Origin of the sequence: Streptomyces lienomycini (assembly GCF_027947595.1) — a bacterium.
In the GTDB taxonomy this organism is placed as follows: domain Bacteria; phylum Actinomycetota; class Actinomycetes; order Streptomycetales; family Streptomycetaceae; genus Streptomyces; species Streptomyces lienomycini.
Genome location: NZ_CP116257.1, coordinates 6,632,663 through 6,657,179, shown reverse-complemented (window position 1 = coordinate 6,657,179; position 24,517 = coordinate 6,632,663). Strand labels below are relative to the sequence as shown.

22 protein-coding genes, 1 tRNA gene and 1 pseudogene are annotated in these 24,517 nt (G+C 75.8%); 11 read left to right on the top strand and 13 right to left on the bottom strand.

Annotated features, from left to right (window positions below; translation table 11 throughout):
* Positions 1-89 precede the first annotated feature (89 nt).
* Positions 90-866, top strand: coding sequence for an LAXTG-anchored chaplin ChpA (gene chpA, locus BJ961_RS30370; protein WP_271415973.1), 777 nt, complete (start codon positions 90-92; stop codon positions 864-866).
* A gap of 63 nt (positions 867-929) precedes the next feature.
* Here chpA and BJ961_RS30365 read toward each other — a convergent pair whose 3' ends face one another.
* Positions 930-2,255 (bottom strand): carboxylate--amine ligase, encoded by a 1,326-nt coding sequence (locus BJ961_RS30365; protein ID WP_271415972.1) that lies wholly within the window; start codon positions 2,253-2,255, stop codon positions 930-932.
* Positions 2,256-2,477: 222 nt separating this feature from the next.
* Here BJ961_RS30365 and BJ961_RS30360 point away from each other — a divergent pair, with 222 nt between their 5' ends.
* A complete protein-coding gene (locus BJ961_RS30360) occupies positions 2,478-3,665 on the top strand; it encodes a glycoside hydrolase family 26 protein (RefSeq protein ID WP_271415971.1) in 1,188 nt (395 codons plus the stop codon).
* Between the two features lie 70 nt (positions 3,666-3,735).
* Here BJ961_RS30360 and BJ961_RS30355 read toward each other — a convergent pair whose 3' ends face one another.
* From BJ961_RS30355 to BJ961_RS30320, 9 genes are all read right to left on the bottom strand, one after another.
* A complete protein-coding gene (locus BJ961_RS30355; RefSeq protein WP_271415970.1) occupies positions 3,736-4,884 on the bottom strand; it encodes a GNAT family N-acetyltransferase in 1,149 nt (382 codons plus the stop codon).
* On the bottom strand, positions 4,881-5,510 hold the full coding sequence (locus tag BJ961_RS30350) for a YveK family protein (protein WP_271417214.1): 630 nt from the start codon (positions 5,508-5,510) through the stop codon (positions 4,881-4,883). Before BJ961_RS30350 ends, BJ961_RS30355 begins: the two co-directional genes overlap by 4 nt.
* A gap of 85 nt (positions 5,511-5,595) precedes the next feature.
* A complete protein-coding gene (locus tag BJ961_RS30345) occupies positions 5,596-6,762 on the bottom strand; it encodes a glycosyltransferase (protein ID WP_271415969.1) in 1,167 nt (388 codons plus the stop codon).
* A 33-nt stretch (positions 6,763-6,795) separates the two neighbouring features.
* A complete protein-coding gene (locus BJ961_RS30340) occupies positions 6,796-7,485 on the bottom strand; it encodes a polysaccharide deacetylase family protein (protein ID WP_333782108.1) in 690 nt (229 codons plus the stop codon).
* A 49-nt stretch (positions 7,486-7,534) separates the two neighbouring features.
* Complete coding sequence (gene murJ / locus BJ961_RS30335; RefSeq protein WP_381159347.1) at positions 7,535-9,466, bottom strand: murein biosynthesis integral membrane protein MurJ; 1,932 nt, start codon at positions 9,464-9,466, stop codon at positions 7,535-7,537.
* The gene (locus BJ961_RS30330; protein WP_271415967.1) at positions 9,463-10,782 is read right to left on the bottom strand and encodes an O-antigen ligase family protein; all 1,320 of its coding nucleotides are present in this window, start codon (positions 10,780-10,782) and stop codon (positions 9,463-9,465) included. The genes murJ and BJ961_RS30330 overlap by 4 nt, the downstream gene beginning before the upstream one ends.
* Positions 10,783-10,787: 5 nt before the next feature.
* Positions 10,788-11,936 (bottom strand): exopolysaccharide biosynthesis polyprenyl glycosylphosphotransferase, encoded by a 1,149-nt coding sequence (locus BJ961_RS30325; protein ID WP_408648711.1) that lies wholly within the window; start codon positions 11,934-11,936, stop codon positions 10,788-10,790.
* On the bottom strand, positions 11,924-12,265 hold the full coding sequence (locus BJ961_RS36245; protein ID WP_408648710.1) for a hypothetical protein: 342 nt from the start codon (positions 12,263-12,265) through the stop codon (positions 11,924-11,926). Before BJ961_RS36245 ends, BJ961_RS30325 begins: the two co-directional genes overlap by 13 nt.
* Positions 12,262-13,647: a glycosyltransferase gene (locus BJ961_RS30320; protein WP_271415966.1), complete on the bottom strand. Its 1,386-nt coding sequence runs from the start codon at positions 13,645-13,647 to the stop codon at positions 12,262-12,264. The genes BJ961_RS36245 and BJ961_RS30320 overlap by 4 nt, the downstream gene beginning before the upstream one ends.
* 261 nt (positions 13,648-13,908) lie before the next feature.
* Between BJ961_RS30320 and chpG the strand changes: the two genes are divergently transcribed.
* The 6 genes from chpG (at position 13,909) to BJ961_RS30290 (ending at position 17,923) form a co-directional block, all read left to right on the top strand.
* Positions 13,909-14,148, top strand: coding sequence for a chaplin ChpG (gene chpG, locus BJ961_RS30315; RefSeq protein ID WP_271415965.1), 240 nt, complete (start codon positions 13,909-13,911; stop codon positions 14,146-14,148).
* A gap of 274 nt (positions 14,149-14,422) precedes the next feature.
* Complete coding sequence (locus tag BJ961_RS30310; protein ID WP_271415964.1) at positions 14,423-15,205, top strand: hypothetical protein; 783 nt, start codon at positions 14,423-14,425, stop codon at positions 15,203-15,205.
* Positions 15,206-15,416: 211 nt separating this feature from the next.
* The gene (locus BJ961_RS30305; protein WP_271415963.1) at positions 15,417-15,707 is read left to right on the top strand and encodes a hypothetical protein; all 291 of its coding nucleotides are present in this window, start codon (positions 15,417-15,419) and stop codon (positions 15,705-15,707) included.
* Positions 15,708-15,791: 84 nt separating this feature from the next.
* A complete protein-coding gene (locus tag BJ961_RS30300; RefSeq protein WP_271415962.1) occupies positions 15,792-16,307 on the top strand; it encodes a hypothetical protein in 516 nt (171 codons plus the stop codon).
* Positions 16,308-16,431: 124 nt separating this feature from the next.
* Positions 16,432-17,073 (top strand): tyrosinase family oxidase copper chaperone, encoded by a 642-nt coding sequence (locus BJ961_RS30295; protein WP_271415961.1) that lies wholly within the window; start codon positions 16,432-16,434, stop codon positions 17,071-17,073.
* On the top strand, positions 17,057-17,923 hold the full coding sequence (locus tag BJ961_RS30290; protein ID WP_271415960.1) for a tyrosinase family protein: 867 nt from the start codon (positions 17,057-17,059) through the stop codon (positions 17,921-17,923). The genes BJ961_RS30295 and BJ961_RS30290 overlap by 17 nt, the downstream gene beginning before the upstream one ends.
* A gap of 62 nt (positions 17,924-17,985) precedes the next feature.
* On the opposite strand, the gene chpF is transcribed toward BJ961_RS30290, so the two are convergent.
* Complete coding sequence (gene chpF, locus BJ961_RS30285) at positions 17,986-18,261, bottom strand: chaplin ChpF (protein WP_271415959.1); 276 nt, start codon at positions 18,259-18,261, stop codon at positions 17,986-17,988.
* 280 nt (positions 18,262-18,541) lie between these two features.
* On the opposite strand from chpF, the pseudogene BJ961_RS30280 reads away from it, so the two are divergent.
* Positions 18,542-19,119, top strand: a pseudogene (locus BJ961_RS30280) (DUF2087 domain-containing protein).
* A 6-nt stretch (positions 19,120-19,125) separates the two neighbouring features.
* Here the strand turns inward: BJ961_RS30280 and BJ961_RS30275 are convergent.
* Both BJ961_RS30275 and BJ961_RS30270 read right to left on the bottom strand, forming a co-directional pair.
* Positions 19,126-20,151: a D-2-hydroxyacid dehydrogenase family protein gene (locus tag BJ961_RS30275; RefSeq protein WP_271415958.1), complete on the bottom strand. Its 1,026-nt coding sequence runs from the start codon at positions 20,149-20,151 to the stop codon at positions 19,126-19,128.
* Positions 20,152-20,181: 30 nt separating this feature from the next.
* Positions 20,182-20,257: transfer RNA gene (locus BJ961_RS30270), tRNA-Arg, on the bottom strand.
* A 330-nt stretch (positions 20,258-20,587) separates the two neighbouring features.
* On the opposite strand from BJ961_RS30270, the gene BJ961_RS30265 reads away from it, so the two are divergent.
* Together BJ961_RS30265 and BJ961_RS30260 are read left to right on the top strand one after the other, a co-directional pair.
* The gene (locus BJ961_RS30265) at positions 20,588-22,195 is read left to right on the top strand and encodes a dynamin family protein (protein WP_271415957.1); all 1,608 of its coding nucleotides are present in this window, start codon (positions 20,588-20,590) and stop codon (positions 22,193-22,195) included.
* Between the two features lie 3 nt (positions 22,196-22,198).
* Positions 22,199-24,319, top strand: coding sequence for a GTPase (locus BJ961_RS30260; protein ID WP_271415956.1), 2,121 nt, complete (start codon positions 22,199-22,201; stop codon positions 24,317-24,319).
* Positions 24,320-24,517: the final 198 nt, after the last annotated feature.

The window sequence follows — 24,517 nt, the reverse complement described above, 5'->3', positions numbered from 1 at the left end:
GCCGGCCTTGGCCAACTCGTTTGGTTCGGGGCCGGCTTTTCCCCTTTCTGCAGCCATCTCTCATCTCTACAAGCAGGAAGACAACCAGAGTGCGACAGACCCTGAGCAGGGGGATGGTCGCGGCTGCCGCCGCGACGGGCATCCTTTCCCTGTGCGGCAGCCCCGCCCTTGCCGACTCGCATGCGGACGGGGCCGCCACGAACTCGCCGGGCGCCGTGTCCGGCAACGCCGTCCAGGTCCCCGTGCACGTGCCGGTGAACCTGTGCGGCAACAGCATCGACATCGTCGGTGCGCTCAACCCGGCCTTCGGCAACGAGTGCGAGAACAGCTCGGACGAGGAGACCGGCGGCTACGGCGGCGGGTACGGCGGCGGGTACGGCGAGGACACCTCCTCCTCGGCCTCGTCCTCGTCCGGCGCCGACGCGGAGGGTGTGGCCGAGGGCTCGCCCGGCGTCGGTTCGGGCAACAACGCGCAGGTCCCGGTCGACGTGCCGGTGAACCTGTGCGGCAACACGGTCGACGTGATCGCCGCGCTGAACCCGGTCTTCGGCAACGAGTGCGAGAACGCCTCGGAGGAGCCCCCCGGCTACGGCGAGGAGGAGCCGCCGCCCCCGACCACGCCCCCCGGCGAGGAGGAGAAGCCCCCGCCGCCCACCCACGAGGAGCCGCCGCCGCCCACCGGCGAGGAGGAGCCCCCGCCGCCCTCCGAGGAGGAGCACACCCCGCCGGCTCCCCGGACGGAGCAGCCGCCCGTCCTGGCCGAGACCGGCAGTGAGGGCACGCTCGGTGCCGCTGCCGCCGGTGCCGTGCTGATCGCGGGCGGAGCGATCCTCTACCGCCGGGGCAGGGCCGCCGCCGGCCGCTGACCCGCCCGCCCGCCCCGACGCCCCCGGCCGGCCCACACGGGCCGCCGGGGGCGTCGGGGTGCGTCAGCGGCTGCCCGCCCGGTCCTCGTCCGGACGGTCGGAGCGGGCGGTGCCGCCCCGGTGGTCCGGGCGGCCGGTGCGGTCCGCCGTCGGCGCGGAGGCCTGGCGTACGACGCGGGCGCGGGCCGGGGTTCCGGCGCCCGGGCGGGCGTCGCTCCGGCGGGCGCGCTCCCGCAGGCGGGCGCCGACGTGGCGTCCCCACAGCGCCCACAGGGCCCGCCCCGGCGCCCGGTCGTCCCGGGCGTGCCACGCCAGCTCGCGCCCCTCGCGCGCCGGGCGCAAAGCGCTCAGCGGCGCGTGGTTCTCCACCACGAACGCACGCCCCGGCCGCGGCACCCCCTCGGGCAGCGGACGATGGGTCAGGTCCAGGTGCAGGGCCCGTACGACGTCCAGGCCCGCACTGTCGGTGAAGAGCCGGAACTGGGCGCCCGGACGCGGATTGAAGTCGAGCAGGTGATAGCGGCCGGTCGCGCCGCAGCGGCGGAAGTCGAGGTCGAAGACGCCGCGGTAGCCCAGCTCCGCCGTGACCCGCTCGGCGAGCGCCCGCACCCGCGGGTTCGGCGTCCAGCGGCCCACCGCCGTCGAACCGGCGCCGCGCGGCCTGGCCCGCGTCTTGCGGCCGGGGCCGCCCGCCCGGATCACGCCCGAGCGGTCGGCGTACCCGTGGAAGAACCAGTCCCGGTCGGGTCCCGGCGGCAGGAACGCCTGGAGCAGCAGCCGGCTGCCCGCCTCCTCGGCCCGCCGGTACAGTTCCCCGGCCTCCCGCGCCGAGCGCACCACCGCGGTGCTGCGCAGTCCGCTGCCCGGCGGCACCAGCCAGGGCCGGCTCCACTTCGCCACCACCGGCAGGCCCAGCCGCCACGCCGCACGCGCCGCCTCGGCCGCGCCCTCCGGGACCAGGGTCTCGGGGTGCGGGACGTCCAGGGACGCGCACACGGCGGCCAGTTCCGCCTTGTCGGCCACACGTTCGGCGAGCGCGCCCGGCTGGTCGGGCAGCAGGAACGCGGGCGCCAGTTCCGCCCGTGCCCGGCCCACCGCAATGGCACACGCGTCGTCCATCGGGATCAGTACGGCGGGCCGGGCGAGCCGGGCGGCCACTTGACGCAGGACCGCCGCGATCTCGGCGGGGGAGGCACCGGGCGGCGGCGGGGTGTGCAGCCGGCTCAGGTAGCGGGAGGCGCGGACCGGGCTCCGCTCGCAGTCGGCGACCACGTGCACGTCCACCCCCGCGCGGCCGAGCGAACGCACGGCGCCCAGCGTTCCGTGGTGGAAGGGGTTCCGGTCGATCCGCAGCAGAACGGCGGGGACACGGGTGTCGAGCAGCGACACGTGACACTTCTTTCGTATTCGAGCCCGACCGAGCCCGACCGAGCCGGTCCGAACTGGTCCGAGCCGGTCCGATCTTGTTCGAGAGGTCTGCCGATTCGGTTCACCGATGTGGGCGATCAACGCACTCGAAAGCCGTAGCGGCGGTGGCGTGATGGCATTTCATATGACTGGGTGTCAGTCAGGGGGATCCATTCACGGAGATGAAGGACGAAAGGGGCCGGCATGGTCGTACGGCAGTCACGGACCCGGACCGGGCGGCGACCGGCGTACGCCGCGGCGGCGGCGATCGCGGCGGCGGCGTTCCTGGCCGCGGGCCCCGGTGTCGCCGTCGGCGAACCGGCCGCACCCGAACCCACCCCGGCGTTCGGCGCGTACCTCGACTACGGCCCGCGCGGCGTGGCCCGGATGGCCGCGCTCAGCCACTGGCTGGGCGACGCCGAACTGCGCGTCGGCCACACCTACCTGCCCGGTGACCGCTGGAGCAACATCGAGGGCGCCCCCGGCTTCCTCGACGTGTGGGCCGACTGGCGCACCCGCGAGGCCGACCGGATGCTCGTCCTCAACGTGCCCATGATGGAGCGCAACGAGGAGCACGTGGGCGACGACGAGGTGCGCGAACTGCTGCGCCAGGGCGCCGCCGGACGCTTCGACCACCACTTCCGCGCCCTCGCCGAACGCCTCGTCGCCCTCAAGGTGCCGGACACCGTCCTGGTGCTGGGCTGGGAGATGAACGGCACCACCTACACGCACCGCTGCGGACCCGACCCCGAGGCGTGGAAGACGTACTGGAACAGGATCGTCACCACCATGCGCGCGGTGCCCGGTCAGAAGTTCCGGTTCGACTTCGCGCCGAGCCGGGGCCGGGACGCGGTGCCGTGGACGCAGTGCTACCCGGGGGACGACACCGTCGACATCGTCGGCATGGACTCCTACGACCAGCCGCGCGGCATGTCCTTCGACGAACAGGTGAAGGAACCCTACGGACTCCAGGCGCACGTGGACTTCGCGAAGGCGCACGGCAAGCCCGTCTCCTACCCGGAGTGGGGGCTGTTCCGCAACGGCGACAACGCCGCGTACATGCGGCGCATGCTCGCCTGGATGGACGAGCACAAACCCGTGTACAACACGGTCACCGACTACTGCCCGCACGGTGTGTGGCAGTGCGACGACAACCCGCGGTCCACCGCCGTCTACCGGTCCGTGCTCTTCGGACGCACCGAGGAACCCGTCCCGACGGCCCCGGAGACCGGCGCACCCGTCACCCCGACCGCGCCGCCCGTGCCGTCGGTGCCCTCCACCGCGCCCGAGCCCGGCGCCGACTGCTCGCCGCTGGAACTGGGCGACTGGGTGGAGCACTGGCTCGGCGGGAAGCTGTGCATGCGGCTCGACTGGTACTCGCGCGCCGAGTAGCCGTGCACGGCGGACGCTGACCCGGCGGCGATCGCCGTGGTGGCGGCGGACGCGGCGGAGGCGGGGCCGGTCAGGTGCCTGCGCCGCCACCGCGCTCCCTCCGCTCCGCGCGCCGCCGCAGCAGCTCCTTGCCGCTCCGGCGCGCGGCGGCGTCGCACAGGGCCGCCGCGAGCAGCGGGGCCGTGCGACGCCGGGCAAGGAGCAGCCGCTGGTTCGGCACCCGCTCCGGACGCCAGTGGTGCTTGTACGGCTCGTCGCCCCGCAGCAGGCTCAGCGTGCCGCGCCCCGGGGCGCGGGCGTGCTCGGCGCACGCCTCCAGCAGCATCACCGCCACGTCGGCCCTCCGCTCCCGCAGCCGGGGATGGGCGCCGTACAGGTAGCCGCCGGCCAGCCCGCGGGACAGCAGGGTCACGTCCACGGCCACCACCTCGTCGTCCATCCGGAACTCGGTGACCACCGCGTCCCCGGCCCGCACCATCGGTGCCACCGCCCGCACCAGGTGCTCGCGGAACCGGGGGCGCAGGTGCTCGCCGGTCACCCTCCGGCCCTGCCACTGCAGACGGTGCAGGTCGAGGAGGCGCCGCAGTGCCGCGTCCGCCTCGTCGGGGAGGACGGGGCGGCTCTTGACGCCGAGCGCGTCCAGCCGGCGCAGCTGGGCGCGGATCCGCTGCCTGGCCTTGGCCGAGGGCAGCCGGGCGACCAGCTCGTCCATCGGGAGGGCGGGAAGTTCCAGGCAGGGCGAGTCGGGCAGGCGTCGGCGGGGCCCGCGCCAGCGTTCCCAGACCCGTTCGGCGGCGGCGCCCGGCCGTACCTCGCGCAGGTCGACCAGCGCCGTGCGGGCCGCCGCGGCGAGCGCCCCGGTGAGCGCGGTCGCCGCGTCCGGGCCGCGCTCGTCGTCCAGCAGGACGTCCCCGTAGTCCGAGATCGCACCGCCCAGCGGCACCAGCGCGGGCACCGGGCGCGGTACGAGCGTCAGCGGCGCGGCGGCGGCCAGTTCGCGGCCGTCGTGGACCAGCACCAGCCGCAGCCGGCCGGCCGAGCCGTACGAACGCCACCAGGAGAGCAGCCAGGCATGGCTCTGGAACGGGGTGGCGGCGGCGCACCGCTCGTGCAGCCGCCGCCACCGCGGGGCCAGCGCCGCGAAGACGCGTTCGTCGGTGACCAGTTCGGTCGTGTATCCGGGCGGGAGCGCCCCGGGGCGCGGTCCGGCGTACGTCACAGCCGGCCGTGGACGTCGGCCGCCGGGGCGGGTCCGGGTACGGCGGCCGACGTGCGGCCGGGCTCCGGCGCCGTGCGGCGCGGCCGGACCAGCAGGGCCAGCCCGCCCAGCAGGCCCCCGGCGCTCGCGCCGACGAGCCCCGTCACCGCGGCGGACGCCGAGGACGCCCCGGTGGGCTCGGTGGCGCGGGCGAACTGCCGCAGCTCCACGTGGGTGTCGTCGGCGGAGGCCTCGGCGTGCCGGGTCAGGGCGCGGGCGACCGCGTTGGCCATGTCGGCGGCCTGCTCCGGGTCGGCTGAGGTGGCCGTCACCGAGACCATCGGCGCGTCCGGCGAGGTCGCGGTGCGGACGCTCTCCTCCAGGGTCGCCACCGGCACGTGGGCCCACATCTGCGCGTCGCCGAGGACCGCGAGCTGGGTGGCGACCCGGCCGTAGGCCTGAGCGAAGCCCAGCGCGGACGCCGGGTCGGACCGGTCGGTGGGCACGGCGACGACGTAACTGGTCGCCGTGTACTGGGCGGTGGCGGCCAGGCCGTACCCGGCGCCGACCAGCCCGCCCGCGAAGACGCCCGCCGCGAGGGCGGACCAGCGCGGGAGGGGACGCGGGCGGCGCAGGGCCCGGCGCAGGACGGCCCGGACGCGGCGCGGGCGGGCGGGGGCTCGGGCCCGGGCTCCGTCGCGGGCTCGGACGGGGACTGGGTGAGGGGCTCGGTCATGCGGAACTGACTCCCTGGGATGCCGGGGGCGGGGACAACGGATGCGTGAGGGTGCTCGCGTACACGTCCATCAGCCGGGCGGCGCTGCGGGTGACGCAGTAGTGGCGGGCCGCCCCGGGCACGGTGCGCGGGCCGGGGACGGTGCCGCCGGACGCGCGGACCTCGGCGACGGCTCGGGCGAACTCCGCGGCGCCGCCGCCGACCCGCCGTGCGGTGGGCGCGGACCCGGGGGGCAGGTCATCGATCGCCGGGCAGGACGCGTAGAGCACCGGCAGCCCGGACGCGAGCCCCTCCACGGCGGCCAGGCCGAAGGCCTCCTCCGGCGACGGCGACGCGAGGACGTCCATCGCGGCGGCGAGGGCGGGCAGGTCGGGGCCCGGGGAGCCGTCGGGCAGGTAGGGGCGTTCACCGGTGAGCAGGACGCGGTCGGCGACCCCGGCCTCGCGGGCGGTGCGGCGCAGCAGGTGCTCCTCGGGGCCGCCGCCGACCAGCAGCAGCCAGCAGTCGGCGGGGAGCAGGGCCAGGGCGCGGACCAGGACGTCGAAGCGTTTGCCCGCCGCCAGCCGGCCGACGCCGCCGACGACGTACGCGCCCTCGGGCAGGCCCAGGCGGCGCCGGGTGCGCAGGCGCCGGACCGGGTCGAAGCGGAAGCGGGCCACGTCGATGCCGTTGGGGACGACCTCGATGCGGGGCGCGGGCACGCCCCAGCGCCGCAGCCGCTCGGCGACGGTGGGGGAGACGGCGACCGTGGCGCTGCCGAGGCGCTCCCCGGCCAGGTACAGGGCGCGCACGCCCGGGGTGAGCGGGCGGCCCTCCATCTGGGAGTCGCCGAGGGAGTGCTCGGTGGCGACGACCGCGCGTACTCCGGCGAGGCGGGCGGCGACACGCCCGTAGAGGCAGGCGCGGTAGAGGTGGGTGTGGACGAGGTCGTAGCCGCCGGTGCGGATGAGGCGGGCGAGGCGGGGCAGCGCGGCCAGGTCGCGGTTGCCGGTCATACCGAGGTGGACGACGTTCACGCCGTCGGCGAGCAGCCCCTCGGCGACCGGGCCGGGGTTGGTGAGCGTCACGACGTCGCAGTCGACGGGGAGATGCCGCAGGAGCAGCCGCAGCTGCTGCTCGGCGCCGCCGACGCCGAGACCGGTGATGATGTGCAGTGCCTTCACGTCGGTCGCCTCCGGCGGATCGGATCCGTCATGTCAGACCCCCGCCGCGGCTCGGCGGCGCAGGCGGTGCAGCCGCGTCTTGAGCAGCAGCCGTACGGGAGTGTCGTTCTGCCCGACATGCACGCGGGGCAGGGCGTACGGGCCGGTCAGCGGGCCGGGGTCGATGGCGCAGGCGTAGCCGTACCCGGCGGCGCGCACGGCGTCGGCGGCGCGGGCGTCGACCGTGCCGTACGGGTAGCAGAACCCGGTGACCGCGCCGCCGGTCAACTCCGCGAGCAGGGTCCTGCTTCCGGTGGTCTCGGCGGTCAGCGTGGCGTCGTCCGCCGTGGTGAGGTCGACGTGGGTGAGACCGTGCGAGCCGATCTCGACGCCCTCGGCGGCGGCGCGGCGGATGCCGTCCGCGCTCAGCAGCGGCTTGCGCGGGCCCAGCGGGTCCCAGGCGTTCTCGCCGCCGAGCCGGCCCGGCAGGACGAAGAGGGTCGCCCCGCAGCCCCAGCGGCGCAGGCACGGCAGTGCGTGCTCGACGAAGTCGGCGTACCCGTCGTCGAAGGTCAGACCCACCAGGTCCCGGCCGCCGCCCCGGGCGCGGGCCGCCAGCAGCTCGGCGACCCCCACGCCGCGCAGTCCGCGCCGCCGCAGCCAGCCCAGCTGCGCGTCCAGCCGGTCGGGCGCGACCGTGACGCGGTAGGGGTCGTCCGCGCAGTCGCCGACGGAGTGGTACATCGCCACCCAGGGGACGGCGCCGGTGCCCGGGCGGCGCGGGCGGCGGGTGTCAGCGGTCGCGGCGGAAGGGGGACCGGAAGCGGAAACGGCCATGCGGATGCCTTCGTGTGACGGGGCGGACGGAGTCGGGGCGGGGGGAGTCGCGGCGGAGGAAGCGGACGGCGGACCGGGTGGGGCGGACCGGGGCGGGACCGGGGACCGGGACGCCCAGGGCCAGGCCGAGGAGGACGAAGACACCGCCGACGGTGGCGGCGCCGACGGCCAGCGAGACGCCGGGGCCGGCGACCCGGTCCGCGGCCAGCGCGCCCGCGCCGGTCGCCACCGCGGCCGCCAGCACCGGCCGGCCCAGGCTGCCCAGGACACGCCGGACCCGTACCGGCACGCTGCGCGGCCCCATCCCGGCGAGCAGCAGCGCGGCGGCGACGGTGATGCCGGCGGCGTTGGCGGCGGCGATGCCGCTCACGCCCCACGGGCCGACGGCCCCGGCACCGACGGCGGCGGTGACGGCGACGCCCGCGGCCATCGCGGCGAACGGGTACCAGGAGGCGCGGCCCGCCGAGAAGTAGGAGCGGGCCAGCGCGCCGACGACGGTCTGGCCGAGCAGCCCGAGGGCATACACCCGCATGACGCCCGCGGTCGCCGCCGTGTCCGCCGCCGTGAACGCGCCGCGCTGGAAGAGCAGGTGGACGATCAGCGGCGCACAGGCGACGACGACGGCCGCGCCCAGCAGCACCAGGCAGGCGGCCAGCGCCACGTCTCGCTCGACCCGGTCGCGCGCCCGTTCGGTGTCGCCGTCGGCCAGCGCGCGGGCGACCACCGGGAAGGTGACCGTGCACAGCATCAGGGACAGCGTCATCGGGATCTGGGCGACCTTCTGCGCGTAGTTCAGGTGCGAGATCGCCCCGGAGGGCAGCCCGGAGGCCAGGAAGCGCTCGATGAGGACCTGGGACTGGCGGCACAGGGCGAACAGCAGGACGGTGGCGAACAGGGCCGGCGCGAGGGACTGCTCGCGGCTCCTCGCGCTCGCCCGGTCGTCCGCGTTCGTCCGGTCGTCCGTGACCGTCTGGTTCTGCGGGTTCGTCCGGTCGTCCGTGAGCGTCTGGTTCCGCGTGTATCTCCGGTCGCCCGTGTGCGTCAGGTCGGCCACGGCCGTCCCGGCCTCAGCGGTCGCCCGGTCCTCGGCGGCCGTCCGGTCCTCGGGGCCCGGGGACCGCTCGCCGTCCGGCGTCGGGCGCCGCAACCGCCCGAGCAGCGAGGGCAACTGGGCCGCCACCATCAGGACCCCGCCCACCGCCACCCCGACCGCCGCCGAGCGCACCCCCCAGCGTCCGCCGAGCACGAACATCGCCGTGATGATGCCGGTGTTGTACGCCACGTAGATCGCCGCCGGTGCCAGGAACCGCCGGTGCGCGCGCAGTGCGGCGCTGCAGTACCCGGCGAGCCCGAAGCTGACGACGCAGGTGGCGGTGAGCCGGGTGCAGTCCACGGCGAGGGCGTGGTCGGGCAGCCCCGGCGCCAGGGCCCGCACCAGCACCGGCGCGGCGACGGCGACCAGCGCACCGGTCGCCGCGAAGGCCAGGGCCAGCCGGGGCAGGGTCGAGGCGACCAGCGCGCGGACCGGGTCTCGCGGGGCGCCCCGGGCGCGGCGGGCCAGGGCCAGGCTGAACATCGGGACCAGCGCGAAGGCCAGCCCGTCCTCGATCAGCAACGTCGCCGCGAACTCCGGCACCGTCCACGCCACCAGGAAGGCGTCCGTCTCGCTGCCCGCGCCGAACAGCGTGGCCAGCGCCTGGTCCCGGGCCAGCCCGAGCACCGACCCGGCCACCGACAGCACGGCCGTCACGAAGGCGGCGCGGGCCAGGAAACCCCGCGACGAACGACCCTCGGACGCCGGGACGACCGCGTCCGGCGCGGCCTCCCGGGCCGGGGGCACGGTCGTACCGCCCGCCCCTGGCGCCGTGCGCGGCTCGGCCGTCGTCACCGCTCCGCCACCCCCCGCGCGCCGGACCCCAGCGCCCACCAGGCCGCCAGCCCGAAGCAGACCGCCGTCAGCACGGTCGAGGGCCCGCCGATGTCCGCGTACGCGAAGTCGGTCAGCTGCCACACCAGCAGCCCGCAGGCGACCAGCGCGCAGTCCGGCACCGCTCCCCGCGCCCGGCGCACGCCACGGAGCCGGCGCAGGGCCAGTACCAGCAGCGCCAGCCAGCTCCCGGCGAGCGCGAGCAGCCCGATCAGCCCCTGCTCGGCCAGCACCAGCAGGTACATGTTGTGCGGGGACAGCAGCGGCTGCCTGCGGTACCCGGCACCTGCGCCGTCGGTCTCGCTGCCCGAGGACAGTGCCAGCGAGGCGTGCGCGTCGCGGTGCTCGGGGAACCCCTTCAGGCCCACGCCGGTCAACGGCCGCTCCCGCCACATGTCGCAGGCCGCCGCCCACATCGTGTACCGGTCGGTCACCGACTGGTCGGGGGCGGCGGTGACCTCGGTGATGCTGGCGACCCGTTCCTGGAGCATCGCCGTACCGACCCCGAACCCGCCCACCAGCACCACCGCGGCCGCGACCACGGCCGCCCCGACCGCCAGCGCCCGGCGCACCCCGGCCAGGAGCAACTGCACCGCGCACGTCACCGCCGTCGCGATCCACGCCCCGCGGCTGAACGACAGGGCGAGCGGCAGCAGCAGACCGAGCGCGCACCCGGCGGCGACCAGCCGGTGCCGCACCGGTGTCCGGCCCAGCGCCAGCCCGACCGCGCAGACCAGCCCCAAGGAGACCACGGTCGCCATGCCCATCACGTCCTGCGCCCCGAAGGTCCCCACCGCCCGGATCCGCTCGCCCTGGTAGGAGGCGCCGGTCCCGGTGACGTACTGGTGCACGCCGACCGCCCCCTGCCACACCGCGAGCCCCACCGTCGACCAGGTGAGCAGCCGCACGTCGGCCCGGTCGCGGACCAGGAGCAGCACGGCGGCCGGGACCAGGACGAAGACCTGGAGGTAGCGGCCCAGGCCGGTCAGCGCGGCCCCCGGCGAGACGGCGCCCACCGCGGCGACGGCCAGCCCGAGGACGGGCAGCCCGAGGACCACGGCGGCCGTACGGGTCAGGGGGCGCCGCCGGTCCCGCACCAGCCGCAGGGCGCAGTACAGCACCATCAGCGCGGAGACCGCGTCGGCCGGATGCGCGCCGCCCCCGGCGTCCGGGCCCAGCGGCAGGGCGAGCAGGGCGACGACCGCGACCACGGCCAGCACGGGCGGCAGCCGCCGCGGGTGCCCGGCGGTCCCCAGGGTCAGGGCGTGGCCGCTCACCGCGCTCAGCTCCCCGTGGGACGCACGAGCGCGACGGCCGTGCGCAGCAGGATGCAGACGTCCTGCCACAGCGACCAGTCGTCGATGTACGCGTTGTCGAAGCGGGCCCGGTCCTCGATCGAGGTGTCGCCCCGCAGCCCGTTGATCTGCGCCAGGCCCGTGATCCCGGCCGGCATCCGGTGGCGGGCCGCGTAACCGGGGTGGGAGCGGCTGAACTGGGCCACGAAGTACGGGCGTTCGGGGCGGGGGCCGACCAGGCTCATGTCGCCCCGGAAGACGTTCCACAGCTGGAGCAGTTCGTCCAGCGAGGTGCGCCGCAGGAAGCGGCAGAACCACGGCATCCGGCGTTCGTCCGCCACGCTCCACCGGGTCGCCGACTCGTGCTCGTCGGCCGGGCGGTGGGTGCGGAACTTCAGCAGCGTGAACGGCACGCCGTCCTTGCCGACGCGCTCCTGCCGGAACAGCACACCCGGACCGCCCACCACCCTCAGCACCGTCGCGCAGGCCAGCAGCAGGGGGCTCAGCAGCAGCAACAGCACCCCGGACAGCGTCAGGTCCAGCACCCGCTTGCCCGCGCCGCCCGGCCGCCGGGGGCCCGGGCCCAGACGCCGGCAGGGGAACCCGGCGACGCGGTGCCGTCCTCCCGCGGGGGAGGGGGTCTCCGCGTCCACCTCCCACACCGCGCAGCCCGCCCCGGCCAGCGCCCGCAGCAGCGCCGCCTGCCGGGTCCGAACGGCGGGGTCCACGGAGGGAGGCACGGAGGGGGCAGCGGACGGGGCGGCAGAGGGGGCGACGATCAGGACGTCCCGTACGCCGTTCTGCACGACCGCCCGCCGCGCCTCCTCGCCCGTGGAGAGCACGGGCAGGCCCGCGGCGCCGCCCGGTTCGTCGGTGACGACCCCGACCGGGCGGAGTCCGCAGCGCGGGTGGCGCAGCAGCGCCGAGGCCACGCGCTGCGCCGTCGCCGCCGGACCGACGACGAGGGCCGCGCGGGGGCGGCTCAGCAGCGCCGTACGGTGCCTGCGGTGCACGGCGGCCCGGCCGGCGCAGCCCGCCGCCGTGTGCAGCAGGAAGCCGAGGACCAGGGTGCGCACGGACAGCGCCTGCGGCGGGGAGTACGCCGCGACGAGCGCCGCCAGCGTCAGCCAGACCACCGCGACCCGGCCGCACAGGGCGGGCAGGTCGTCCAGCGCGCCGCACGGCCGCCGGGCCGGGTGCGGCCGGGGCGCAGCAGCAGCGAGGCCGCGACCAGCAGGGCCGCGAGCAGCGGCTGGTGGGGGCGCCGGTGAGGGCCAGTGAGCCCGGCAGGGCCGCCGTGCCGTCCGCGACGAGCAGCGGCAGCGGGGAGTCCGGCCGCGGCGCGGACGCCCGGCGGGCAGCCGGGGGTGCCGGTGCCGTCGCGCTGCGGCAGCACGGAGACGGGGGACGGGCCGAGTTCGCGCGACTGGCCGGCGGGGGAGGGGACGGTGCTTTCCGCGCTCACGGCTGGATGGACTCCCTGCACTCGATGGGCACGACGGCCGGCCGCCCCACACCTGCGGGCCTGTCGCCGGGGGAGGGACGAGGCGCGGCGGGCGCCTCGGTGGACGGAGCGCCGTGCGCGAGGGGCGTGGCCCCGGGGGCGGGACCGGCGGCCGGTGCGCGGTGTACGCCGCCGAGGAGGTCGCCGTACAGGGCCGTGACCGCCGCGGACGTGTGCCGCACGTCGTGTCCGGACCGGACGTGTGCGCGCCCCCGGCGGCCGAGCGACGCGCGCAGCGGCGTGTCGAGCAGCAGCGCGCTCACGGCGTCGGCCAGTGCCGCGGGATCCTCGGGCGGTACCAGGCAGTGCGGCACGAGAGCGGGCGGCAGGCCCTCGCGGGCACCGTCCACGTCGGTCACCACCACGGGCCGCCCGCACGCCATCGCCTCCAACGGGGCCAGCGCCATGCCCTCCCAGCGCGACGGCAGGACGACCAGGTCGGCGGCCCGGTACCAGACGGCGGCGTCCGCGACGGCGCCCGCGAACAGCACGGACGCCGGGGCCCGCGCGGCCAGCCGGGCACGGTCGGGGCCGTCGCCGACCAGGACCAGCCGGGCGCCGGGCACCCGCGCGAGGACCGGCTCCCACGCGTCCAGCAGGACGTCCTGCCCCTTCTGCCGGCACAGCCGCCCCACGCACACCACCAACGGGGCGTGCGGGGCGACGCCGTGGCGCTGCCGTACGCGGGCCGGGCCGGGGGAGGCACCGGGGCCTTCGGGGACGTCGGGCGCGTCGGGGAGGCCGGGGGCGTCCGGGGTGTTCGGGGCGTTGGGGACGTCCGGTGTGCCGGGGGCGTCGGTGTGGAAGCGGTCCAGGTCGACGCCGTTCGGGATGACCGTCGCGGGCCCGCGGATGCCGGCCCGCACGCCCCGCAGCCGCTCCGCCTCGCTCACGCACACCGTCCGCGCCGCCCACCGCGCCGCCCACCGCTCCCAGCCGAGGGCGAGGACCGCGGCGGGCCCGCCGACCGCCTCGAACGACCAGGCGTGCGGCTGGAACACGGTCGGGATCCGGCCCCGTACGGCGAGCCGCCCCGCGAGACCGGCCTTAGCGCTGTGGGCGTGCACCAGGTCGGGCCGTACGTCCTCGACCACGCGGGCGAGCCGGCGGACCTCCGGCACCAGGGCCGGGCCCGGCGAGCGCGTCGCGGACCAGTGCCGCACGTCGGCGCCCAGCGCACGCAGCCGCTCGGCCAGGCTCCCGTCCGGACAGGCGACCACGACGCCCAGCCCCGCGGTGAGCTGAGCCCGCGTCAGCTCCGTCACCACCCGGGCGACCCCGCCGTCCGCCGGCTGGGTGATGTGCAGAACCCGCGGCCGTAATCCGGTCGGTGGCAGGTGCATGCGCGTTTCCTCGCTCACGGAGAAGGCTCGGGACGGGAAATGCTGGTGCGAAGCGGCCCAAAAGGGATGTCTTGACCGGTGTGGGACTCTAACCGCTATCCCTACTGGTGCGGTGAAACCGGGTAAGTGTGTTGACTTTGTGAATGCCGGTTTCCGGGGAGATCACCCCTTTGGCGGCACAACTCGCGCGGGCGCCACGCGTTGACACTGCGCCGGGCAGCCGCCCGGATGTGTGTGACAACCCCCAAGGAGCACTTCTCCATGTCGCGTATCGCGAAGGGCCTGGCCCTGACCTCCGTCGCCGCCGCCGCGGTGGCGGGCACCGCCGGTGTCGCCGCCGCCGACGCCGGCGCGCAGGCCGCCGCCGCCCACTCCCCGGGCGTCCTGTCCGGCAACGTGGTGCAGGTCCCGGTCCACATCCCGGTCAACGTCTGCGGTAACACCATCGACATCATCGGCCTGCTGAACCCGGCGTTCGGCAACGAGTGCGAGAACGACTGACGTCGACCGGCAACTCCCCGCACCGGCCGTCCGTACCGCGGTTTCCTCCGCGAGCGGGCGGCCGGTTCGCGTTGCCGCACGGACGGCGGTGTGCTGCCCCGAATGGGGGGACCTGGCGCCGACACGGCGGACGCGTCTTGACAGGGTGTCCCACCAGGCAGGACGCGGGCCGGGTGAGAGGCGGGCGAGCATGCCGGGTCACCGCTCGGTTGCAGAGCGTCGGGGGCGCTTCCACGGTGGGCGAAAGATCCACGCACCACCGAAAGGAACCCCCATGCGTCTGCCCGCACGGCGAATCGCCACCACCGCACTCTGCGCCGGCCTCCTGACCGGCCTCTCCGGTCCGGCGGTGATGGCGGCCGACGGCGGCCCGGCCCGGGAACGCACCCACGCGGCGTCCCGCGCGCCGCTGCCCGACGCGGAGGAACTGCAGAGCCAGGTCGCCGACCTGGCCGGCCTGGGCGGGATGCTCACGCCGGTCACCGACATGCTCACCGCCGTCCTCAAGGCCGACAACGGCCAGCTCTCCGCCACGGACGCGGACAAGCTCTCCGCCGCCGTCAAGGACGCCCTCGCCAAGGCGGACGCGGCGAACCCGGCGGACACCGCGGACCCGGACGCCGACGACGCGGCGACCGCCCCGGGCACGACCACCCCGGCCCAGCCGCCGGCCGTGACCGCGCCGGAGGCCGGGACCGGCACCCCCGTCACCCTGCCGGCGCCCGTCACGGCGCAGGAGACCGACGGGACGGCGGCGGCGTCCGACCTGTCCGCGACCGCCCAGACCGCGCTGCAGAAGCAGATCGACGCCCTGGTCAAGGCCACCACCTCCGGCTCCGCCGAGCAGGTGAGCCCGGCCGTCGAGGACGTCATGACCGGCATCGTCAACGTCGTCGCCGCCACGCTCGTCGGCAACGGCCTGCCCGCCGCGGACCTGGCCGGCCTGCCCGGCGTACCGACCGCGCCGGAGGCCACCACCCCGGAGGCCACCGCGCCCGAGGCGGCCGCGCCGGAAGCCGCCGTACCGGCGAACCCGCTGCCGGCCGATCCCTCCTGACGCCCCGGGGCGTTCCGGGCCGTCGTACCTCCCCTCCCGGAGGCGCGGCGGCCCGTTCCTCGTTCTCGCGAGGCACCCTTCCGGCGGACAGGCTGCGCGGCCGGAGATCTCATATGTCTTCCGGACGGCGGAGTTTCCGGGTCCGGCGCAGGTCGTTAGGGAGGGCGTCAGCAATTCCTCCGGTGACACGCTCGCCGAAGAAAGGAACACGATGAAGTCCCTCAAGGCCGCCGCCGTCGTCGCCGGTTCCCTGGTAGCCGCCGGCTCCGCCGTGCCCGCGTTCGCCTACGACGCCGCCGACACCGCCGCTCTCACGCCCACCAGCCTCAACGGTGCCGTGAACGCGCTGACCGCGGAGCCCATCGACATCATGCCGCTCAAGCACCAGTCGGACGCGCTGGACACCGAGAACAAGGATTCCGTGCTGCACACGGTGAAGGGCGCGACCACCGAACTGAATTCCGCGAGCGGCCTGCTGGGCGGACTTCCGCTGGGCGGCTGAACAACCCCGCACCTCGTCGTCGTTCTCGTCGTTCTCGTCGTTCTCGTCGTTCTTCCAGCATTCTCGAAAGGGACCGTGCCTGTCATGAAGCCGACCACCAGACGAACCCTGGCCGCCGTCGTCACCGGTGTGGCCGCCGCTGTGGGCGGGTCCGCGACCCCGGCCGCCGCGGCCGGCGCGATCCCCGTGCCGGTGCCGCTGGGCGGCGCGGAGACGGCCCTCGGCATGGAGCTGCCCGAGGTGGCGGGCGAGCTGCCCGTGCCGACGGCCGGCGCCCCCGAGGGACCGCGGTACGTCGAGGGCCGGCTGCTGCCGGAGCGGACCCTGCCGCAGTTGCCGGTGCACGGCGGGCTGCCCGGCGCCGACCTGCGCCAGCCGCTGCCGCACCTGCTCGGCGACGACTTCGACCACGCCGGTGTCGACGCCCCCGCCGCCGGGCTGCGGACCCTGACGCCCGGCCTTTCCCTGGACGCCCCGCTCACCGCGCCGGACCCCGCGGCCCTCGGCCTGCCGGCACCCAAGCTCCCACAGGCCGGGGTACTGGCGCCGGTGGTCCGGACGGTTCCGGTGGCCGACCTGGGCGTCGGACCGGGGCTGTAGTCCGGCGCGACGACCCCGCCCGGCGAGACGGCCGTGCTCCGACTGGCCCTGCGAGCGGTGACCGTGGGGCCCGTCGTGCGGTTAGCGGTGCGGACCACCACCGGAACCGGACAAGGAGCGAGCCATGGTCGTCGACGCGGACAGGAACGCGGGCGCGCACGCGGCAACGAGAGACGCGGAGCACGAGCGCGGACGCGAGGTGGAGCGGGAGGGCGCGGCGGCGGGCGGGCCGGTGCCCGGTACCCGGCGGCAGCTGATGCGGGGGCTGCTCGCCCCGGCCCTCGCCGTCGGCCTGGCGCCCCTGGTCGCCGCCTCCGGGCCCACCCGGGCCGCGGAGGCCGCCGCCGGCAGGCCGGGGGCGGGGCGCGCACACCCCGGACCGCACACCGCCGAATCCATCGAATCCAGCGATTCCGCCGCAGCCGTCGATTCTCCTGGTTCCGCCGGGAGCGCCGCCGGCACTCGCGAGAGCACCACCTTCGACGAGACCTACCGCGGCCGGCGCATCCGCGGCATCCGTTCCGCCGCGGGACGGGCCGTCGGCGCCGGTACCTGGCACGTCACCGTGGACGGCCGACCGCTGCACCTGATGCGCCGGGCCGACGGCAGCTGGCTGAGCATGGTCGACCACTACCGCTCGTACGCCACCCCGCTGGACGCGGCCCGCGGCGCCGTCGACGAACTCGGCCCCGGCGAGCACCTGCGCGACACGCCGTCCACCGGCCACGACCAGCACTCCGGGGGGCGGCATGGCGTACACGCGTAAGGACGTCAGCACGCTGACCCGTACCGAGAAGCGACGGTTCGTGGGCGCGCTGCTGGAGATCAAACGGCGCGGCGAGTACGACGAGTTCGTGCGCACCCACATCGAGTACTACGTCTCCGACGGCGAGGACGGCCTGCGTACGGCGCACATGGCGCCGTCCTTCCTGCCCTGGCACCGCAGGTTCCTGCTGGACCTGGAGGAGGCGCTGCGCCGGGTCGACTCGTCGGTGACCGTGCCGTACTGGGACTGGACGAAGGACCGCACCGCCAGGTCGGTGCCCTGGACCGCCGACCTCCTCGGCGGCACCGGGCGGCGCTCCGACCACCGGGTCACCACCGGCCCCTTCGCCCACGCCGAGGGCAACTGGACCATCAAGGAGAACGTCACCGACACCGAGTACCTCACCCGGGACCTCGGACGCGCCGGCGACCCCGTCGACCTGCCCTCCAGGAGCGACCTGGAAGGGGCGCTGGACGACCCGGAGTACGACACGTCGCCCTACGACTCCACGGTCCGCAAGGGATTCCGCAACAAGCTGGAGGGGTGGGGCGCCGGCCGCGGCAGCGTCTCCTGGCGCAACCACAACCGCGTGCACCGCTGGGTCGGCGGGGCCATGGTCGGCGGCGCCTCCGTCAACGACCCGGTGTTCTGGCTGCACCACGCCTTCATCGACCTCCAGTGGTCCCGCTGGCAGGCCCGCCACCGCGGCGCCCGCTACCTGCCCGCCGAGCCGCCCGGCCGGGGCAGCGCGCAGCGCGGGCGGATCGTGGCACGGCACGAGAAGCTGCCGCCGTGGGACGTGACGCCGGACGAACTGGAGGACGTCGGCCGGATCTACCGGTACGCCTGAGCGGGGCGGGTACGGGAGGAGCCCCGGCCTGGAAGGCCGGGGCTCCTCGGGCGCCTGGGGGCTCAGCCGCCGTAGCCACCGCTCTTGTCGTCGTGGTCGTCGCCGTTTTCGCAGGCGTTGCCGAAGGCCGGGTTCAGCAGGCCGATCACGTCGATGGTGTTGCCGCAGACGTTGACCGGCACGTTCACCGGGACCTGGACGACGTTGCCGGACAGGACACCGGGCGAGCCGACGGCCGCACCCTGCGCGCCCGCGTCCGCCATGGCCAGGCCGGCGCCGCTGAGCGCCACGGCACCGGCGCCGAGGGCGACTCCGGCGGCCTTCGCGATGCGAGACATCACGTTCTCCTTCTGACTCGGGGAGCACGGTGGCAGGACGCGCCACCGCACTGCCGGTTCAACGCACTCGGTCGCGGCGGGACACGGGGGGAATGTGTGGATCACCCGTTTTGAACGGGGAGGGCCGGCAGCGGAAAACCATTCCCGTGCGCACCGGTGCGTCCACTAGCCTCCCGGCATGCCGAATGACCGATCCGACTCGTCCGCCGAGGCTCCCGAGCCGTCGTCCGAGCCGTCCGAGCCGTCCGAGCCGTCGTCCGAGCCGTCGTCCGGGCCCGCCGTGCCGTCCGCGCTGGCCGCGCTGCCCGCTCTCTTCGCCGAGGAGAGCCGCGTGCGGGCCTTCGCGGCCGTGGCCCTGGGCGCGGGCGACGCCGCGGGGTGGCCCTGGCGGCCGGCCTCTCCGCGAAGGAGACGGCCGGTGCGCTGCGCCGGCTGCGGGAGCAGGGCGTGGTGTCGTCCGGGGACGACGGCGGACTCGTCGTCGCACACGACCGTTTCCGGGAGCTGGCCCGCACCGGCCGGTCGGTGCGCGGGGCGGCCCCGGAACCCGCCGGGGGGAGCGGGGACGGCCCGGCCGACATGATCGTGCGGACCTTCGTCAGGGACGGGCGGCTGGTGCGCCTGCCCGCGCGCTGGACGCGCAAGAAGGTGGTGCTGCGGCACATCGCCGAACAGACCTTCGCGCCCGGCGTGGAGTATCCGGAGCGCACCGTCGACGAGAAGCTGCGGGCGTGGTGCGAGGACGGCGAGGTCGACCATGTGACGCTCCGGCGCCACCTGGTGGACTTCGGTCACCTGCGTCGGAGCGACGGCATCTACGCGCGCCCCGCGGACACCGCCCGCACGGGCACCGCCTGAGCGTCCCTACGACATGGTCGGTGCCGGTGACCCGGCCGGTCCCGGCACCGGGCCCTGGGAAGGGGCCGCCGGCACGGGCAGGCGCCGTACGGGGGAGCCCGCCAGGTAGGCCGCGATCGCCTCGACGGCCTGGCCGTAGTACGTGGCGTAGTTGGCGCGCGAGACATAGCCGAGGTGGGGCGTCGCGAGCAGCCGCGGGGCGCTGCGCATCGGATGACCGGCGGGCAGCGGCTCGATGTCGAAGACGTCCACGCCCGCGCCGGCGATACGGCCCTCGTGCAGCGCGGCGAGCAGCGCCCCCTGGTCGACGATCGCCGCGCGCGAGGTGTTGACCAGGTAGGCGGTCGGCTTGAGCAGGGCCAGTTCGGCGGGGCCCAGCAGCCCACGGGTGCGCTCGCCCAGTGCCAGGTGGACGGAGACGAAGTCGGCGGTCCTCAGCAGCTCTTCCTTGGACGGGGCCCGTTCGACACCGACCTCCTCGGCACGCTCCCGGGTGAGGTTCTGGCTCCAGGCGCTCACCCGCATGCCGAAGGCGAGGCCGACCCGCGCCACCCGGCCGCCGATCCTGCCCAGCCCCAGCAGTCCGAGTGTGCGGCCGTGCAGATCGGCGCCCACCGTCTGCTGCCAGGGCCCCGACCCGCGCAGTCCGTTGCCCTCCTGGACGATGCCGCGCGCCAGGCCGAGCAGCAGGGCCCAGGTCAGTTCGACGGGCGGGGTCGAGGAGGAGGCCGTACCGCAGACGGTGACGCCGTGCGCCTCGGCGGCGGCGTAGTCGATCACGCCGTTGCGCATGCCCGAGGCGACGATCAGCCGCAGCCGCGGCAACCGGGCGATCAGCGAGCCGGGGAAGGACACGCGCTCGCGCAGGGTGACCACGATGTCGACGTCGGCGAGCGCCGCGGCGAGGGTGTCCTCGTCGGCGAAATGCGTGTCGAAGGACACGACGTCCACCTCGCCCGCGACCGGGGACCAGTCGGCGATCTCGGTCGCCACCCGCTGGAAGTCGTCGAGCACCGCGCAGCGCAGTCGCACGTCGTCCGTTCCCTCCCACCAAACGGGCAGTGGCGCCCCCGGCAGGACTCGAACCTGCGGCCAAGCGCTTAGAAGGCGCCTGCTCTATCCACTGAGCTACGGGGGCCTGGTGTGGTGGCCTCGGTCGTACGGCCCGGGTGCGGGCCGGTCCGTGACGTCGCCGGGGACAAGGATAGGGCTCCCGGCTCCATGTCCCTGATGCTTCCCCTCCGTGGCTCGATGTGGAGGTTCGGTGAAGCGGTCCTGATAATCGCAGGCAGGTACGAATCGTGCATCGCTTTTGGCCTCCAGCGCATCGGGTGTTGTCCACTCGTTATGCCTGGCCCGTCCTCGCGCCCCAGTAGTCCCTTCCGTCCGGAGTGTCCGGTCGGCGCGCAGACATGCTCATCATGCTCATATGCTTCAGAATTCCCCTAAAATTGGGCATTCTTCCCATGTGGTGACCTTGGACGTACGGCCTCAGCTGCTCGACGCACTCTCCGCCCTGCGCGACCGTGTCGCGGCCGCACGCTTCCCGCTGCCCCTGGCGGGGGCGCCACGCGCGCGTGCCAACCGCGACGAACTGCTCGCACAGCTCGACGACTACCTGGTGCCCCGCCTGAAAGAGCCCGAAGCGCCGTTGCTTGCCGTGGTGGGCGGATCCACCGGCGCCGGGAAGTCGACCCTGGTGAACTCCCTCGTGGGCCGCCGGGTCAGCGAGGCGGGTGTGCTGCGGCCCACGACCCGTACGCCGGTCCTGGTCTGCCATCCGGAGGACCACCACTGGTTCAGCGGCATGCGGGTGCTGCCCGACCTCACGCGCGTGTGGGTGCCCCACCGGGACCCGGACGACGACCTGCTGCTGCCCGGCGAGAACCCCGCGCGCGTGCTGCGGGTCGAGACCGCCGACACCCTGCCGCCCGGCATCGCCCTGCTGGACGCACCCGACATCGACTCCCTCGTCGCCGACAACCGCGTCCTGGCCGCCGAACTGCTCTGCGCCGCCGACATCTGGGTGATGGTCACCACGGCCGCCCGGTACGCCGACGCGGTGCCCTGGCACCTGCTGCGCACCGCCAAGGAGTACGACGCCACCCTGGTCACCGTGCTCGACCGGGTGCCCCACCAGGTGGTGTCCGAGGTGTCGCGGCAGTACGGGGCACTGCTCACCAAGGCCGGGCTCGGCGACGTCCCCCGCTTCACGGTCCCCGAACTGCCCGAGTCGGCCTGGGGCGGTGGTCTGCTGCCGGCCAGCGCCGTGGCGCCGCTGCGGTCCTGGCTCGTCCACCGGGCCCAGGAACTCGAGGCCCGGCACCACGCCATGGCCCGCACCGCGCACGGCATCCTCGACTCGCTCAAGTCCCGGATGCCCGAGCTGGCCGGTGCCACCGCCGCGCAGTACGCCGCCGCGCTGCGGCTCACCGCCGCCGTCGAGGGCGCCTACGACGGCGAGCACGCGCGCGTGCGGGGGCGGTTGCAGGCGGGCGCCGTACTCGCCGGGGACGCGCTGAAGCGCTGGCGGGCCTTCCCCCTCGACTGCTCCCCGGAGGAACTGCTCGACTCGCTGGTGGAGAGCCTGAGCGCGCTGCTGCTGTGCGCCGTCACCGCCGCCGACGAACACGTCGACGAGGCCTGGCGGCGCGAACCGGCGGCGGCCGCCCCCGAACTCGCGGAGCGCGCTCCCGCGCCGGAGAGCGCCGAGCACCGCATCGGGATGGCCGTACGGCGGTGGCGGCGCGAGTTGGAGGAGTACGCCGAGGAGGAGGTGCGCGAGCTGGACCGCAACCTCGCGCCGGACCCCGGGGTGGTGGCCGGCCTGGTCGCCACCGTGCTCCTGGGCGGCCGGCGTGCCCGCGTCGCCGGGGAGCGGCTCGCCGAGCGGCTCGGCGCCCACGGCGCGCTGCGGCTGCGCGACCGGGGCGGGCGGCTGCTCGACGAGCACGTCGACCGGGTCCTGCACGTCGAGCGCGAGCGCAGACTCGCCCCGCTCGACGGGCTTGAGGTCCACCCCGAACCGCAGGCCGAGCTGATCGCCGCGCTGTCCGTACTGCAGAAGGAGAGGTGACCGGTGACCGCCGTCACTGACCAGGACCCCACCGAGCACACCGACCGCACGACGAAGGAGGCGGAACGCGCGGGCCGGGCCGACGAGTCGGCCCCACGGGACGAGCGGGGCGGCCCCGACGACCGGGAGGGGCGGGACGGCAGGGGGCCGGAGCGCTCCGCCGGGAAGGAGACCGACCGCGAGGACGCCGCGCACGCGCGCGTGCGGCGCTCGAAGCGGGCGGCGGACGGGGAGGCGCCGCCCCGCCGCGGCGACCGCGGGGGCAGGCGTGAGGGCCGGGCCGAGGACCAGCGGGAAGGCGGGCGGGAGGACAGGCGGGAAGGCGCGCGTGAGGGTCGGCGTATGCACCGTACCGAGGGCACGGCCGGTGGTTCGTCCGGTGCCGGTGCCGGTGCCGGAGCTGAGGCCGGGGGCGGCGAGGGTGCCTGGGGCGACGGGCTGATCGCGCGGCGGGTGGACGAGAACGGCGGGCCCGAGCAGTACGCCGTCCTGCCGAGCAGGCCCCCCGCCTCCTCGGCCGCCCTGATGCCGCTCGCCTACGACGGGAACCTCAGGTCCCGGCTGGACGCCCTGCGCGAACTGGTCGGGCTCTCCAGGACCCGGCTCGACAGCGGGACCCTCGCCGAGGCGGGCCGGGTCCTCGACGAGGCCGCCGCGCGCCGCAGACTCTCCGGGCAGCACACCGTCGTCGCCATCGCGGGCGCGACCGGCAGCGGCAAGTCGCAGCTGTTCAACACCCTCGCCGGGGTCACGATCTCCGAGACCGGCGTCCGCCGGCCGACCACCGCCGCCCCCATCGCGTGCAGTTGGAGCGACGGCGCGGCCAGCCTCCTCGACCGGCTCGGCATCCCGGGCCGGCTGCGCCGCCGTCCGCTCCAGCACCCGGACTCCGAGTCGCCGCTGCGCGGGCTGGTCCTGATCGACCTGCCCGACCACGACTCGGCTGCCGTGCAGCACCGCGAGCAGGTGGACCGCATCCTCGCGCTGGTCGATGCCGTCGTCTGGGTCGTCGACCCGGAGAAGTACGCCGACGCCGTACTCCACGAGCGCTACCTGCGGCCGATGGCGGGCCACGCCGAGATCACCTTCGTCGTCCTCAACCAGGTCGACCGGCTGCCCGGGGAAGCCGCCGAGCAGGTCCTCGACGACCTGCGGCGCCTGCTCGACGAGGACGGCATCGCGCTCGGCGAGCACGGCGAACCCGGCGCCACCGTGCTCGCCCTGTCCGCCCTCACCGGCGAAGGCGTCGGCGAACTGCGCGAGACACTCGGCCAGTTCGTCGCCGAGCGGCAGGCCCCGGCCCGCCGCATCGCCGCCGACGTGGACGCCGCCGCCCAGCGCCTGCGGCCGGTGTACGTCACCGGGCGGCGCACCGGGCTCAGCGAGGAGGCGCGGGAGGAGTTCGCGGACCGGCTCGCCGACGCGGTGGGCGCCACCGCGGCGGGCGAGGCCGCCGAAAGGGCCTGGCTGCGCAACGCCAACCGGGCCTGCGGCACCCCCTGGTTGCGGCTGTGGCGCTGGTACCACGACCGGCGTGACCCCGTCACCGGACGGCTGTCGTCGCGCGCCCAGGCGGACGAGGAGGCCACGGCCCGCCAGCGCGTGGAACAGGCGGTCCGTACGGTCTCGGACCGGGCGTCGGCCGGACTGCCCGCGCCGTGGGCGCAGGCGATGCGCGAGGCGGCCGTCCGCGGCGCGCACGGGCTGCCCGAGGCCCTCGACGAACTGACGGTGCGCACGGGGCTGCCGCCGGGCCGCCCGCCGCGCCCCGGCTGGTGGCCGGTGGCCGTCCTCGCCCAGGCGACCATGACGCTGCTCCAGGTGGTGGGCGGGCTGTGGCTGCTGGGCCAGATCATCGGCATCGTGCCGCCGAACCTGGGCGTGCCGGTGCTGCTGATGGTGGCGGGTATCGTCGGCGGCCCCCTCATCGAGTGGGGCTGCCGCCTGGCGGCGCGCGGACCCGCCAGACGCTACGGCCACGAGGCGGAACGCCTGCTGCGGGAGGCGGCCGCGGGGTGCGGCCGGGCCAGGGTGCTGGATCCGCTGGCGGCGGAGCTGCTGCGCTACCGGGAAGTGCGGGAGCAGTACGGGCGGGTCACGGGAACGGTGGTCACCGCGAGGTAGGGGGCGTCGGACGGCGACGCGGGCGCTCCGCGCGACGGCGGCCGCCCGTGCGGGTGACGCGGTTCTCCACAGGCGACGGGCCGGTCTACAGCCCCCGGCAGGCCGGCCCGAAGGCGGGCAGTCTGGCCTTCGCGGCGATCGCGAGCAACGCGGGCGCCGCGGACGCCGTACGGGAGGTGCCCGTACGGGAGGGAGGAC